The organism is Marinobacter sp. LM1 (assembly GCF_042763285.1).
GTDB classification, from domain to species: Bacteria; Pseudomonadota; Gammaproteobacteria; order Pseudomonadales; family Oleiphilaceae; genus Marinobacter; species Marinobacter nauticus.
The window spans coordinates 1,899,234-1,913,767 of sequence record NZ_CP114373.1 but is presented as its reverse complement, the minus strand read 5'-3'; the positions used below and the strand labels follow the sequence as shown (position 1 = coordinate 1,913,767).

Annotated in this window: 14 protein-coding genes; 7 read left to right on the top strand and 7 right to left on the bottom strand. The window is 57.3% G+C overall.

Going from position 1 to position 14,534, the window contains the following annotated elements:
- On the bottom strand, positions 1-486 hold the full coding sequence (locus OZ656_RS08935; protein WP_272998688.1) for a glutathione peroxidase: 486 nt from the start codon (positions 484-486) through the stop codon (positions 1-3).
- Between the two features lie 256 nt (positions 487-742).
- Here OZ656_RS08935 and OZ656_RS08930 point away from each other — a divergent pair, with 256 nt between their 5' ends.
- The 3 genes from OZ656_RS08930 (at position 743) to htpX (ending at position 3,418) form a co-directional block, all read left to right on the top strand.
- Positions 743-1,957 (top strand): pyridoxal phosphate-dependent aminotransferase, encoded by a 1,215-nt coding sequence (locus OZ656_RS08930; RefSeq protein WP_199453975.1) that lies wholly within the window; start codon positions 743-745, stop codon positions 1,955-1,957.
- 12 nt (positions 1,958-1,969) lie between these two features.
- Positions 1,970-2,443 carry a hypothetical protein gene (locus tag OZ656_RS08925; RefSeq protein WP_014421210.1) on the top strand — a complete coding sequence of 158 codons (474 nt, stop codon included), beginning with the start codon at positions 1,970-1,972 and terminating at the stop codon, positions 2,441-2,443.
- Positions 2,444-2,536: 93 nt separating this feature from the next.
- Positions 2,537-3,418 carry a protease HtpX gene (gene htpX / locus OZ656_RS08920; protein ID WP_014421209.1) on the top strand — a complete coding sequence of 294 codons (882 nt, stop codon included), beginning with the start codon at positions 2,537-2,539 and terminating at the stop codon, positions 3,416-3,418.
- A 62-nt stretch (positions 3,419-3,480) separates the two neighbouring features.
- On the opposite strand, the gene pdxB is transcribed toward htpX, so the two are convergent.
- The 3 genes from pdxB to OZ656_RS08905 are packed head-to-tail and all read right to left on the bottom strand — an operon-like array spanning position 3,481 to position 6,490.
- The gene (pdxB, locus tag OZ656_RS08915; RefSeq protein WP_278350910.1) at positions 3,481-4,635 is read right to left on the bottom strand and encodes a 4-phosphoerythronate dehydrogenase PdxB; all 1,155 of its coding nucleotides are present in this window, start codon (positions 4,633-4,635) and stop codon (positions 3,481-3,483) included.
- Between the two features lie 23 nt (positions 4,636-4,658).
- Positions 4,659-5,930: a DEAD/DEAH box helicase gene (locus OZ656_RS08910; protein ID WP_014421207.1), complete on the bottom strand. Its 1,272-nt coding sequence runs from the start codon at positions 5,928-5,930 to the stop codon at positions 4,659-4,661.
- Positions 5,927-6,490: an elongation factor P hydroxylase gene (locus OZ656_RS08905; protein WP_226374420.1), complete on the bottom strand. Its 564-nt coding sequence runs from the start codon at positions 6,488-6,490 to the stop codon at positions 5,927-5,929. Before OZ656_RS08905 ends, OZ656_RS08910 begins: the two co-directional genes overlap by 4 nt.
- A 146-nt stretch (positions 6,491-6,636) precedes the next feature.
- Between OZ656_RS08905 and dsbD the strand changes: the two genes are divergently transcribed.
- Positions 6,637-8,514, top strand: coding sequence for a protein-disulfide reductase DsbD (dsbD, locus tag OZ656_RS08900; RefSeq protein ID WP_278350911.1), 1,878 nt, complete (start codon positions 6,637-6,639; stop codon positions 8,512-8,514).
- A 1-nt stretch (position 8,515) separates the two neighbouring features.
- On the opposite strand, the gene tusA is transcribed toward dsbD, so the two are convergent.
- Positions 8,516-8,761, bottom strand: a complete 246-nt coding sequence (tusA, locus tag OZ656_RS08895; RefSeq protein WP_014421203.1) for a sulfurtransferase TusA — start codon at positions 8,759-8,761, stop codon at positions 8,516-8,518.
- Positions 8,762-8,845: 84 nt separating this feature from the next.
- Between tusA and OZ656_RS08890 the strand changes: the two genes are divergently transcribed.
- Positions 8,846-9,139, top strand: coding sequence for an antibiotic biosynthesis monooxygenase (locus tag OZ656_RS08890; RefSeq protein WP_011785260.1), 294 nt, complete (start codon positions 8,846-8,848; stop codon positions 9,137-9,139).
- A 9-nt stretch (positions 9,140-9,148) separates the two neighbouring features.
- On the opposite strand, the gene rlmM is transcribed toward OZ656_RS08890, so the two are convergent.
- On the bottom strand, positions 9,149-10,225 hold the full coding sequence (gene rlmM / locus OZ656_RS08885; RefSeq protein WP_273030201.1) for a 23S rRNA (cytidine(2498)-2'-O)-methyltransferase RlmM: 1,077 nt from the start codon (positions 10,223-10,225) through the stop codon (positions 9,149-9,151).
- A 131-nt stretch (positions 10,226-10,356) separates the two neighbouring features.
- On the opposite strand from rlmM, the gene OZ656_RS08880 reads away from it, so the two are divergent.
- The gene (locus OZ656_RS08880; RefSeq protein ID WP_278350912.1) at positions 10,357-12,246 is read left to right on the top strand and encodes a diguanylate cyclase; all 1,890 of its coding nucleotides are present in this window, start codon (positions 10,357-10,359) and stop codon (positions 12,244-12,246) included.
- On the opposite strand, the gene OZ656_RS08875 is transcribed toward OZ656_RS08880, so the two are convergent.
- Positions 12,219-12,866 carry an alpha/beta family hydrolase gene (locus OZ656_RS08875; protein ID WP_278350913.1) on the bottom strand — a complete coding sequence of 216 codons (648 nt, stop codon included), beginning with the start codon at positions 12,864-12,866 and terminating at the stop codon, positions 12,219-12,221. The two genes, OZ656_RS08880 and OZ656_RS08875, sit on opposite strands and share 28 nt — an antisense overlap.
- A 234-nt stretch (positions 12,867-13,100) precedes the next feature.
- Between OZ656_RS08875 and ccoN the strand changes: the two genes are divergently transcribed.
- The gene (ccoN, locus tag OZ656_RS08870; RefSeq protein WP_023009983.1) at positions 13,101-14,531 is read left to right on the top strand and encodes a cytochrome-c oxidase, cbb3-type subunit I; all 1,431 of its coding nucleotides are present in this window, start codon (positions 13,101-13,103) and stop codon (positions 14,529-14,531) included.
- Positions 14,532-14,534 lie beyond the last annotated feature (3 nt).

Genomic DNA, 14,534 nt, shown 5'->3' with positions numbered 1-14,534 from the left:
TCAGAGTAATTTCTCGATATCGGCACGGATGTCGGCCGGTTTCGCCGTTGGCGCATAGCGCCGCACAACCTGGCCGTCCCGATTGACCAGAAACTTGGTGAAATTCCATTTGACCTTCTCAGAGCCCATCAGGCCCTTGGCCTCACGTTTCAGGAACCTGAACAGCGGATGCGTGCCGTCGCCGTTCACTTCAATCTTGGCGAACATGGGGAAACTGACACCGTAGTTCAGGGAGCAGAACTGGCTGATGGCATCGTCGTTACCGGGGTCCTGATTCATGAACTGATTACAGGGGAAGCCCAGCACCTCAAACCCGCGTTCCCCCAATTCGTCATGGAGTGACTGAAGGCCCTCAAATTGGGGCGTAAAACCGCATTTTGAGGCCGTATTCACAATGAGCAGAACCTTGCCCCGATAGTCGTCCATTGATACTTCCTGCCCTTTAATATCTTTGGCACTGAAACTGTAGATGGTTTCGCTCGCCATGAAATCTCTCTCCTGTATTGGCCGGCCACGGCCGATTTTGTATGAACGGCTGAGTCATATTGTGCACAATATAATTTCCCCCAACAAGATTCTAAATTGTCACTTCGGGTCAGCCTGCTGACACATCACTTCAAAGACGTTCCGTAAACTATCCTGATTTGGCCACAATTCCACACAATTGCCCCTGTTACCCCGAGGCGTCCCTCCGCTAGAATAAGGCTTTCGTTCAGAACCTTAGCGAAGGACCCAGGCTCCCATGCAGAACTATTTCAAATCCGCCAAACTCGACAATGTCTGTTATGAAATTCGTGGCGTGGTTCTGCGTGAAGCCCGCAGGCTCGAAGAAGAAGGGCACCGGGTTCTGAAGCTGAACATCGGCAACCCGGCAGCCTTCGAGCTCGACGTTCCGGAAGAAATCCAGCAAGACGTCATTTACAACATGCACCAGGCTCAGGGCTACGTGGAATCCAAAGGCCTGTTTTCGGCCCGAAAGGCCGTGATGCACTACTGCCAGCAGCGGGGCATTGCCAAAGTCGATATTGATGACATTTATCTGGGCAATGGCGTCAGCGAGCTGATTGTGATGTCCATGCAGGCATTGCTGAATACCGGCGACGAGGTACTGATTCCGGCCCCGGACTACCCGCTCTGGACCGCCGCCGTCACCCTCTCCAGCGGCAAACCGGTGCATTACCGCTGCGACGAACAACAGGACTGGTTCCCGGACATCGACGATATCCGCAAAAAGATCACCCGCCGGACCCGGGCTATTGTGCTGATCAACCCGAATAACCCGACCGGTGCCGTGTATTCTGAGGAATTACTCCAGCAAGTACTGGAGCTGGCCCGGGAACACAATCTCATCATCCTGTCCGACGAGATCTACGACAAGATCCTGTACGACGGCACCCAGCACACATCCATCGCCTCGATGGCAGACGACGTGCTGTTTTTCACCTACAACGGCCTGTCCAAAAACTACCGGGCGGCCGGTTATCGTTCCGGCTGGATGATCATCAGCGGAGCCAAGCACAAGGCCCGGGACCTGATCGAAGGGATCGACATGCTTTCGAACATGCGCCTGTGCGCCAATGTGCCGGCCCAGCTGGCAATCCAGACCTCTCTGGGTGGCTATCAGTCCATCAACGATCTGGTGGCACCGGGTGGGCGTCTCTACGAGCAGCGTGAGACCGCCTGGCGCATGCTCAATGACATTCCCGGCGTCAGCTGCGTCAAGCCGAAAGGGGCGCTTTACATGTTTCCGAGGCTCGACCCCAAGCACTTCCCGGTGGTGAATGACGAGAAGCTGGTTCTGGATCTGCTGCTCCAGGAGAAAATACTTCTGGTTCAGGGCTCGGCCTTCAACATTGATGACAAGCAGCATCTCCGGGTTGTTTTCCTGCCCAGAGCGGACACGCTGTCGGATGCCATGGGCCGTCTGGGCAATTTCCTTGAACACTATCGCCAGTAAACCGGAGTCAGTATGGCCGACATTCATGTCGAGGAATTCTACAAGGACGTGGCAATCGCCCTGGTTCAGCTCTACATGTCGTTTCCCCGGCGGGTAAACCTGTTCGTGGAGGATATCGCCGGGCCAGACGAGCCCGACGAATTCGGCCTGCACAGCAAGCGCCACATGGCCTGTTTCGGCGCCCTGCTCTGGCTGTCCGAAGAAGGCCTGCTCCGATACGTGGATACCATTCGCCAGGAAGCTCTGGATCAGGCGGTGCTGACCCGGGAGGCATTTGTTCGGCTCAGCGCCCCGGCCCCGCAGGCGCTTCTGAGGGAACTGTCGGCGGCTTCAAACGAACCCGAATTGCCGCCTTCCGTTCAGAAGGACTTGTCCACCTATATTCATCTGCTGCGCTCCGCCCTGAAAAGCGGCAGTTCCAGCCGCATCAGTCTGGCGGTGCAATCAACCTTCTTTAACGATTCAGGCCTGCAACCCGTTCATTAAATGGCGTTAAGGTTCTTGAACCGCTGAACCGGATCCACATATATCGGTCAGAAAGGCAATACGTTTCCCGGTAAGCTGATACAGGAAAAAACCATGCGTATTCTGTTGTTTCTGGCCACCAACCTGGCCGTTATTCTGGTTGCGAGTTTTACCCTGCGACTGCTGGGGGTCGATAGTTATCTGGCACAACAAGGCATCGACTACGGCTCGCTACTGGCGTTTGCGGCGGTGTTCGGCTTCGCTGGTGCGTTTATCTCGCTGTTCCTATCCAAGCCCATGGCGAAGTGGAGCACCAAAGCCCGGGTGATCGACTCACCTCGCACGCCGGCGGAGCGCTGGCTGGTTGAAACCGTCGCGGAGCTGGCAAAGAAAGCCGGCATAGGTATGCCCGAAGTGGCGATCTTCCCTGCTCAGCAATCCAATGCCTTTGCCACTGGATGGAATAAAAACGATTCTCTGGTGGCGGTCAGTGAGGGGTTGTTAAGCCGCTTTGACAAGGACGAAATCCGGGCCGTACTGGGCCATGAGATTGGCCATGTGGCCAATGGCGACATGGTGACTCTGACGCTGATCCAGGGCGTGGTAAACACCTTTGTTATCTTCGCATCGCGGGTGATCGGCTCGTTCGTGGACCGGGTCATCTTCAAGAATGAGAACGGCCATGGAATCGGCTTTTTTGTCGTGAGCATCGTGGCAGAAATCGTGCTCGGCATCCTGGCCAGCACCATCGTGTTCTGGTTCTCCCGTCGTCGGGAATACCGTGCCGACATTGCCGGTGCCCAACTGGCAGGGCGAGGCGCCATGATCAGCGCCCTGGCGCACCTGAAAAAGGAAAGTGAGGTTCCGGATCAGATGCCGGACACCCTGCAGGCATTCGGTATCAACCGGGGCGCCCGCGAAGGTCTGGCAGCAATGTTTATGACACACCCGCCGCTGGAGGACCGAATTGCGGCGCTACAGAACGCCAAACTGTAATTACACGAAAAAGGGCGCCACACAGGCGCCCTTCACTTTTGACGGGTAAGACACTCAGGGCGTCAGATCTTCAGTTTGAACCCGATGGCCCTGAAGCTGTCCTGAATCGACTTGCTGCTGCCCTTCAACTGCACTTTCAGGCTCGAGCATTCCCTGCGCACCGGATAGTCCCTGCGTAGCCTGTCAAAGGCCTGCGCCCGTTCTTCAGGATTACCCCGCATGGTCAGCCGCAGGCGGGCATCGTCCCGGCGGGGATCGTAACAGGCGCGCAAAGCAACCTGAACGGCCTCATCCTCATCAGCACTGCTGGTAAAGGACACTTTACTGAGGGCCGGCTCCGGCAGAAACTGTCCGGCTTTTTTGCGCACAGGCAGCCCCAGGTAACGGCACAGGGCCTGGTATATCATCTCCGTGCCCTGCATCTTGCCTTCCAGGCTGTAGCCGGCAATGTGGGGCGTGGCCAGCCACACCCGGTCTAGCAGGTCCGGGTTGATTCTGGGCTCATGCTCCCAGACATCCAACACCACCGTGGGCGCGTCCGCATGCTGAAGCCGGGAAAGCAACGCCTCACCGTCTATCACCTCGCCCCGGCCGGCGTTGATCAACAACTGATCCTGCCCAAGCGCCGCGAGCTCGCTGCCCGCGATCATCCGGTTGGTGGGATGGTCTCCAGTTCGCGTCAACGGCGTGTGCAAGGTTACAACGTCACACTCCAGAGCCTCGGCCAGCGGCACAAACTCCTCTGCGTGCTCTTCTTCAGCTTCCTGCCTGGGCGGATCACAGAGCTTTACCGTGAAATCCAGCCGCTCCAGCATTCGGGCCAACTCACCACCGACATTACCCACCCCGACAATCCCTACCGTCAGGGATGACCAGTCTTCAATACCCCGCTTTTCTGCGTACAGGGACAATACCGAGAGCACATACTCTGCCACACTGACGGCATTGCAGCCTGGCGCAGCGGCGAAACCGATGCCCTGTTCCTGGAGCCAAGCCTGGTCTATGTGGTCCGTTCCAATCGTGGCCGTACCAACGAACCGCACCCGGGCACCCTCCAGCAACTGCCGGTCTACCCGGGTTACCGAACGGACCAGAAGTATATCGGCATCCCTTACCTGGTCCGGAGCCAGCGTCCGGCCATTCACCCGGCGAATCTCTCCGATGTCGCCAAAAAAGGAATCCAGTAAGGGAATATTCTCGTCCGCAACGATCAGCATAACAGTGGTCTCACCAGTGACTCTCAATGACGACGTGGTCTGGGCCCGCGACCGCTGTTGCCCTGCGGCCGGCGACCACCCCGCTTGCGGGTAATCGGCGGGTTATCCATGGCGGCTGTCAGATTCTCATCTGGCACCGCCGTCTTCAGCTTCTGGCTGATGTATTTTTCAATCTCCGGCAGGGCAAACGCGTCCTCTTCACCAGCGAAGCTCACCGATACGCCGGTTTTACCGGCACGGCCAGTACGACCAATGCGGTGAACGTAATCTTCGGCATTGTCTGGCAAATTGTAGTTGAATACATGGGTCACGCCGTTTACGTGGATGCCACGGCCCGCCACATCGGTAGCAACCAGCACCTGGATCTGCCCCTTCTTGAACTGGTCTAGCGTTTTCAGCCGCTTGTTCTGGGCGATCTCGCCAGACATCAACGCCACTTTCACACCCTGGTTTTTAAGATCCTCTTCAAGATCACGGCACTGGTCACGACGGTTGGCAAAAACAATCGCTTTCTCTACTTCCGGCCGCTTCAGGTAATTCACCAGTACCGGCAGCTTTTCGTTATCGGACACCAGGAAAACAGTCTGTTCAACTCGTTCTGCAGTCTTCTGTTCCGGCTCGATTTCGACAAACTCGGCATTGCGGGTCCACATGGATGCCAGGTTGAGGACATCCTGGTTGAAGGTGGCACTGAACAGCAGGGTCTGACGCTCATCCTTGGGGGTACACTTGCGGATGATGCGCTTGACGTCCGGGATAAAGCCCATGTCGAGCATTCGATCCGCCTCATCCAGAATCAGGATGTCGAGCTGATCCAGAAAAACATCCTGTGAGCCCAGGAAATCGATCAATCGGCCCGGGGTAGCCACCAGGATGTCGACAATTTCGTTCTGCAACTGCTCCCGCTGCTTGTCGTAGTTCATCCCGCCAACCACAGTAACCACATTGTGGCCAGTGTAATGACACAGCTGTTCGGCGTCCTTGGCAATCTGCATGGCCAGTTCGCGGGTGGGCGCCAGCGCCAGAACACGGGGCTCGGAGGCAAAACGCTCTTTCTCGTCGATCGGAGTTTCCAGCAAAGACTGAATCGCGGTAATCAGAAAGGCTGCAGTCTTGCCGGTGCCCGTCTGAGCCTGGCCAATGAGGTCTTCACAGGCCAGGGTCCAGGGCAGTGTTTCTGCCTGAATGGGCGTGCAGTACTCGAAGCCAATTTTGGAAATGGCATCCAGCAGTCGCTTGTCCAGATTGAGGTCGCTGAAGCGTAAATCGCCGGTATGCTTTGGTTCTGATGTCATAGGGGTTCAGGTATCCTTGATTGATCGTATTCCTGCTCTGCAGTTAACAGACGGGTCTTCACTCGAGCCCAGGTTTCATCTATCCGGGCACCAGTGCTGTAAAACTGCAAGAGCGAATCGTAGAACTGCTGTGCACGGCGGGGTAATCCACAGGCAAGGTACTCGCTCGCCTGGTTGAGCACATTCAGGCGGAATGCATCTCCATCGGCAGCGCCTCCGCCGGCGAGGTTGTCGACACTGATGTGAAAGCGGAAGCCGGCCGCCAGGGAAAACAGACACTCTATGGCCTGAGGTTTCACCTCCACCTGCTCAAACGCTTGCTGCTGTTCAGGTGTTCGTCCATCCGGACAGTACCAGTATCCGTAATCGTACATTGTGCGCCGATGCTCACCGGCAATGCACCAGTGGGCAATCTCGTGCAGGGCACTGGCAAAAAAACCATGGGCAAAGACTACCCTGGCAAGGCCCTCGGGCTCGCTCACAGGGAGATATTCCGGTTCGTCGCTGCCCCTGACCAGAATCGTCCGGTATGATTCCCGGAACAGGTCATTGAACAGCATGATAAGATCGTCTGGATTGTGATTCATCGGTTGGCTATTGTGCGACTTTAACGCGGCCAATACCAGTGGGAACTTTCGCCACAGCATGGTGTCCACTGGCTTCGAACCGACTTCATGCATACCAGAATCAGGAAATGACCGTATCCATGTCAGCAGTCCAGGCCTTCAGTGCTTCTACGCGAAATCTGTCCTACCATCTCCTGCTTGTGTTGGCAGTGGGTCTGTCGCTGGCGTCTCCCGGAGCCAAGGCTCTGGGGTCCGGCAATGGCAGCCTGTTTGGTAACAGCGAATTTCTGCCGGTAGATGAAGCACTACCCTTTGATTACACCACTGATAACGGGGCTGTGGTGCTGGCCTGGAATATCACCCCCGGCCATTACCTCTATAAGAGCCGCATACAGATCAATGCCGTAACTGATAGTGTACAGGTTGGCGAACCCGGCTTTTCTTTGCCGGGCACGCTGACTGAAGACGAATTCTTTGGTGAGATCACCGTTTTTTTTGATCCGGTCCAGGCCAGGGTACCCATCACCCTGCCCGACGGTGTCCGGGAAGCGGAGCTTCAGGTGACGTACCAGGGCTGTGCAGAGGCCGGGCTTTGTTATCCCCCGCAGACCCGGGACATCTTCTATTACCCTGGTGGCGACGCTGCCGAGACCGCAGCCAACAGCGTGACCTCCGATACCGGTAATGCGGCGCCCGCAGATACCTCCACCGCGACCGGCCTCGCCGGCTTTCTGTCCAGCCAGTCGATCTGGATGATCGCCGGCGTATTCTTTTTGCTCGGTCTGGGGTTGACCTTTACACCCTGCGTTCTGCCCATGGTGCCTATCATCTCCTCCATGGTCTCCGGGCGTAATACAAGAACCACCAGCCACGCATTATTGCTGTCTGGCAGCTATGTGCTGGGCATGGCATTGACCTACGCCGCGGCGGGTGTCATTACCGGACTGCTGGGCGCCAGCTTCAATCTCCAGGCGCAGCTACAGTCGCCCTGGGTGCTGAGTGTTTTCGCTGGCCTGTTCGTGGTCTTTGCGCTGTCGATGTTCGACCTGTTCGAAATCCAGTTACCACGTTTTATTCGGGAACCCCTCAACGATGCCAGCCATCGCCTGACTGGCAGCCGTGTCGCCAGCATCTTCGGTATTGGTGCCCTTTCAGCACTTATTGTCTCGCCCTGCGTGTCTGCGCCACTGGCCGGCAGCTTGCTGTACATTTCCACCACTCAGGATGCCGTGATCGGCGGTGTGGCGCTGCTGGCACTGGGCCTGGGCATGGGAGTTCCCCTGATTCTGGTTGCCGTTGGCGGCCGGAAACTGCTGCCAAGCTCAGGGCACTGGATGACCACGGTGAAGCACTTCTACGGTGTCATGCTGCTGGCCGTGGCTATCTGGCTGGTTGAGCGCCTGGTACCGGTCTGGTTCAGCCTGACCATGTGGGGGCTGCTGATTGCTATTACTGGCGTACAGCTGGGCGCATTCGATGCCGCCAAGGCTGGCTGGCAGCGCACCCGTAAGGGGCTGGGGCTAGTTATGTTTGCCTATGGCCTGGCCTTGCTGGCCGGTGCCGTCAGCGGCGCCAACGACCCGCTCAAGCCGCTGGCGCCCTTTGTCGCCTCCGCGGCGCCGGGACCAGTGGCGGGCGAGCTATCACATGCCAGCTTCCAGCGCGTTGAGGATCCGAACCAGATCCGCACATTGCTGGCCAATGCCAGTGACCGGGGGCAGCCCGTCATGCTGGACTTCTATGCGGACTGGTGTATTTCCTGCAAAGTCATGGAACGCAATGTGTTCAGCGATCCCCAGGTCATCCAGGCACTGTCACCCTACACCCTGCTGCAGATCGACATGACGGACAACACGCCCGCCCAGCAGGCCCTGCTGGATGAACTCGGCCTGTTTGGCCCCCCGGCAATACTGTTCTATCAGGCGAGCGGGGCAGAGCTCAGCAACGCCCGCGTGCTGGGCGAGATGGATCGGGATCAGTTTCTGGAGCACGTGGCCAACGTTGGTCAGAAACTCTGAGTCAGGCGTCCTGACAGCGGCGGATCAGAAACAGGAATTCACCGCCCGCTTCCTGCTGGCTGAGAAGTTCGTGCCCGAGGAACTGGCAGAACCTCGGGATATCCCGAGTGGTTGAAGGATCGGTGGCCACCACCCGCAGCACCTGCCCAATCTCAACATCGTGGATGCGATTGTGCAGCATCATGACCGGCTCGGGACAGAATAGTCCCCGTGCATCCAGTTCTGCGTGATAATCATGATCGGACACGCGTGACCTCCTGCAAGTAGCGTGATTTTTCTGAATCCAGTGCTAAATTATTGTTTATAGCAGCGAAAATAAAGGGAGATTGTCATGATTCGGGTACTTATTGAACGCCATATTGCCGAAACTCTGGAGTCGGCCTACGAAGACCGGGCCAGAAAAGTGTTACAGCAGGCCGTCAGTGCCCCGGGCTTTATCTCCGGTGAGACCCTGGTCGACTGCCGCGACCCCAACCATCGCATGACACTGGCAAACTGGCGCTCAGAGGCAGACTGGGATCGCTGGTACCGCTCTCCTGAACGCCGGGAATTAATGGCGGAACTCACCCCCATGATGGACCGGGATGAAGCCATTACCGTGCTCCAGCACAGCGATATGCCGTGAGCCCGGTGATCAGTCCAGGCGCTCGATGAAGCAGGTTATTTCTTCCCTGTCGTGGTAGAGGTGCCGGGCCCGGAGCCGGCAATTGAGCTCGGCCTCTGCCAGCCCCTGCAGCAGTATGTCCCGGCAGATCAGCCACTCCTCATAACGTTTCTTCATGGGTAGCTTGAGATTGAACACGGTGTAGCGACACAGTTTGCCTCCGACCCAGTCCAGCGCCAGACGCGCGGTTTTGCGGGGCTTGTCGACAATATCGCAGACCATCCAGTCCACGGCCCGCTTCGGGCGCCAGGCGTAGCCATCAGCCCGGACATGCTCAACATGCCCTGTGGCCATCAACTCTGGATTCATGGGGCCATTATCGACCGCCGTCACCATCATGCCTTGCTGAACCAGTTGCCAGGTCCATCCTCCGGGAGCGGCGCCCAGATCTACCGCTTTCCGGCCGCCACCCAGGTAGTCCAGATAACGATCTTCAGGAATAAAGACTTTCCACGCCTCTTCGAGTTTGAGCGCAGACCGGCTGGGCGCTGAGGCAGGCAAACGCAAACGGGGTATGCCCTGCGGAAAAGGGGATCGATTATCGGCCAGGCTTAACCCGACAACAGCCGTTTCGAAATCCAGCAACAGCAACTCCAGACGGTCACCGTTGGCACTGTCCGAGTCCTGCGTCAGCATGTCCGCCTCCCTGAGTCCGCGGGACAGGGGTGCCACCCATTTTCGGGCAAAGTTGCCCAGATCGCGATCTTCATTGGTTTCCGTAAGCCGGGTTTCCAGTCGTGATGCCAGGCTGCCCTGCCAATCGGCGCCCCGGAGGAACTCGATAACGGCTCCAACCCGGTCCCTGGCCGGCAGCGGGCAATCGCCAAGCACCAGAAACCAGTCCCGCACAAAGACCAGCTCGTCCAGCGGTATTCTCTGCATCAATTCAAAGGCAGATTCGGGCCCGCCAAGGGTAAACCGCACCAGCCCTGCGTTCCTGATCGGCTGAAAGTAACCGAACAGACCACAAGCGGCCGCCGAATCCATCAACTCCTGACCCGCCTCGGTTTCAAACCCCGGGCGACACATCAGCATTATCTGTTGCATTCCATAACCTTGTTGGTGACCACTGTCAGGATTCTGACGCACTGACAGCGATAAAACTTGAACGTGTTTAACGGCAGCACTTGTTCACGCTGGCTACACTTTCTGCCTCCCAACGTACCGCCTGGTGGAAGATGCTCCGACTCTGGAACCTGCTTACGGCCTGTTTTCTGACCACGGCTGGCCTGCTGTTCAGCGGCCAGCTTGCGGCTATGGAACCGTGTCCCGCTCTTGATGCCGCCAGCCCGGACGCCCGAAGTGCAATCAACCACCACATCTGTTTTTACTCAGCCCGCCCGGGTGAACCGGCCCATGCTGCAACAGCACCTGAGGATCTGCCGGCCGAGTTGGCGTGGAGACCAGCCCGGGGCCATGACCTGGTATTCAGCCACACCGATTCCGTGTACTGGATCCAACTTAATGTCCGCAACAGCAGCGCTGAATCCGGTCTCTGGTACCTGAAGCTTCATTACCCGCTGCTGGACGAGGTGACGTTCTGGCAAAAAAGCCGCTACCAAAGCGGTTACAGCCCTGAAGACGCCCGACCTCCGCTGGCGACCGGCGACCTGTTCCCGTTTGCCACAAGGGGCATAGATTACCGTTATTTCCTGCTCCCCGTCACACTGGATGCCGGCGAAAACCGCTCCATCCTCATCCGGGTGCATAGCAGCGGCGCGCTGAATGTGCCCCTGGGCCTGATGACACCGGGCGAGGTCATTGCGGAAAGCAACCATCTCACCCTCATACACGGCCTGTTTTACGGCGCCCTGCTGATACTGGCGGCGTTCAACTTGCTATTGTTCATCAGTGCGGGCACCCGCTATTACTTCTACAACGCCTTTTATATAATCTCGATCGGGATGTTCCTGTTCGCCATGGGTGGATTTGCCAACCAATACTTCTGGCCGGAGAGCTCAGAACTGGCGAACCTCTCCATTCCGTTAACCCTGGCCGTTTGCGCGCTGGCGATGACTCTATTTGGCTGGTCTTTCCTGGAAGTCGGCCCCGACACTCTTTCTGTCAAGGCGCTGAAATCACTGGCCACAGTTGCCGTTGGCGCAGTAGCACTGACGCTCCTGATCCCGTATACCAAGTCCATCCTGATCAATACCGCCCTGGCCTTGACAGTCATTGTGGCGCTACAGGTTATTGCCTACGTTCGCTGGCGCCAGGGATACAGGCCCGCATTCTGGTATCTGGCGGCCTGGATGGTAATGGTTGCCGGGGCACTGATCTATGCCATGGCTGCGTTCGGGTATCTTGGCGATTATCAGGCCCGGGAAGTGATGATGCAGGCGGTTCTCGGAGGCCAGGTGGTCCTGCTGAATTACGCACTGGTGCAGCGCTGGCGCCTGCTTAACCAGAAACTGCTGGATGTGGAACACCAGGCTCGGACCGAACTGGAACTGAAGGTCCATGAACGCACCGCCCAGCTCCGCAACACCATGCGGGAACTGGAACAGGCAAATCGGAAACTGGCATCTTTAAGCCTCAACGATGCGCTCACTGGCCTGTACAACCGGCGCCACATGGATAATCTTCTGCCTGAACTCTGCAGGGAGGCCCGTCGGACCGGGAACCCATTAACTCTGGCCCTGATTGATGCCGATCATTTCAAACGCGTAAACGATACCTGGGGCCACGATTTCGGAGACCAATGCCTGAAACAGATCGCGGGCATTCTGGATGAGCACGTCAAAAGGCCAAGGGACGTAGCCATCCGTTTTGGTGGCGAGGAATTTGCCCTGCTACTCCCCGGAAACAATCTGGAAGGCGCGCGCACGCTCTGTCTCAGCATACTCAAGGCCATGCGGGAAACCGCCCTTATCGCTCCGGACAAAAAGCCTTTCCATCTGACACTCAGCGCCGGGATTGCCGAACTGGGTACGGGGGAGGAGCCATCTGACCTGTTCCGAAAAGCCGATGAAGCACTCTATCAGGCCAAGGGCGCAGGGCGAGATCAGATCGTACTCGCCAATCGCGCGTCAGCGCCTGGTCACAGCACGGCATCGTCGGCAAACTGACGCGTCAAAAGAGCAGCCTGCGCAATCAGGTCTGACTGTTGCTCTGGCTGCCGCGCCAGCGGCTGAAAATCGTGATTTCCGCCGTCCAGCCAGCACAGCCGGGTAAGGCCGGGGATCTGACCCTGCGCCTTCAGTTCATCCGGTTTACCGAATGGGTCCCGGGTACCCTGCACCACCAGTAGAGGAACCGCGACCTTATCCAGATGGTCAGTCCGCCAACGATCCAGCTTCCCCGGCGGGTGAAACGGATAGCCATAACAGGCAACGCCATCAATATCCCTGAACTTCCCGGCAGCCAGAAGCGTGGCCATCCGCCCTCCCATTGATTTTCCCCCCACCAGCAGCGGTACCTGACTTCCGAGCTCCTCTCTGGCCAGGGACACCTGATCTTCAAATGCCGCCAGCAAAGCCGGCTGCCGATCGGGCGGTCGCTTTCTGCCATCCTCGCGACGCTTCACCATATAGGGAAACTCGAACCGCACACTTTCGATGCCCTGCCCTGCGAGAGCCTCCGCCAACAACTCCATGAACAATGAATCCATGGGCGCGCCAGCACCGTGGGCCAGTATCATTACGGCTTTGGCATCTTTTCCGTAGCCTTTGGTCTTAATTCTTTTCACCAATTTTCCCTCTCTCGCTCCTGTCGCGGATCAAACCCGGTGACAGAATGGATCTGGCAAGCCATTAAAGCGTCAATAAAAACATATTGGATAGACTTGCAACTTACTGGCCAGCCTACTGATTCCGGCGGATTTGACGGATGTCATAACTTGATCTTGATCATTGCAAAGGAATAATCGTTTCTCCATACTTGCCCCCGCATAATTCCCCATCCTGAACCCATTGGTAAGGCTATGAGCACAGTAAATGCAAACCTGACATACAACTATAAGGTGGTGAGACAATTCGCCATCATGACAGTGGTATGGGGTATTGTAGGTATGGCTCTGGGTGTGCTGATTGCAGCACAGCTGGTTTGGCCATCCCTCAACCTCGACCTGCCCTTTACTCACTTCGGTCGCTTGCGGCCGCTGCATACCAACGCCGTAATCTTCGGCTTTGGCGGAAGTGCCCTTTTTGCAACGTCCTACTACGTCGTTCAGCGAACCTGCCAGGCTCGCCTGATGTCTGACGGGTTGGCGGCGTTCACCTTCTGGGGCTGGCAAGCGATCATCGTGGCTGCTGCCATCACCCTTCCGATGGGCCTGACAACGTCCAAGGAATACGCCGAGCTGGAATGGCCGATTGACATCGCGATTGCGGTTGTCTGGGTCAGCTACGCCCTGGTGTTCTTCGGAACCGTGATGAAGCGTAGCACTCCGCACATCTACGTTGCCAACTGGTTCTACGGCGCGTTCATCATTACCGTTGCTGTACTGCATATCGGTAACAACATGGCGCTGCCGGCCACCGCCTTCAAGTCGTACTCCGCCTATGCGGGTGTTACCGATGCGATGATGCAGTGGTGGTACGGTCACAACGCGGTGGGCTTCTTCCTGACTGCTGGCTTCCTGGGCATGATGTACTACTTCGTTCCCAAGCAGGCCAACCGTCCGGTTTACTCCTATCGCCTGTCTATCGTGCACTTCTGGGCACTGATCGCCACCTACGTATGGGCCGGTGGTCACCACCTGCATTACTCCGCTCTGCCTGACTGGGCACAGACCGCAGGCATGGTCATGTCCCTGATTCTGCTGGCGCCGTCCTGGGGCGGTATGATCAACGGCATGATGACCCTGTCCGGTGCCTGGCACAAACTGCGCACTGACCCTATCCTGCGTTTCCTGGTGGTTTCTCTGTCCTTCTACGGTATGTCTACCTTCGAAGGCCCGATGATGTCTATCAAGACCGTCAACGCTCTGTCCCACAACACTGACTGGACCATCGGCCACGTGCACTCCGGCGCCCTGGGCTGGGTTGCTATGATCAGTATCGGTGCGGTTTACCACCTGATCCCGAAACTGTGGGGCATCCAGGCCATGTACAGCACTGCCCTGATCAACACTCACTTCTGGCTGGCTACCGTAGGCACCGTGCTTTACATCGCCGCCATGTGGGTGAATGGCATCATGCAAGGTCTGATGTGGCGTGCAGTAAACGAAGACGGCACCCTGACCTACAGCTTCGTGGAAGCGCTTGAAGCTTCCTACCCGGGCTACTTTGTACGCTTCATCGGTGGCGCGATCTTCCTGACCGGCATGCTGATCATGGCCTACAACGTGTACATGACCGTACGCCAGAAAGACGCCGTTGCAGAAGATAATGCTGCGGTTCAGGCGGCGTAAGGG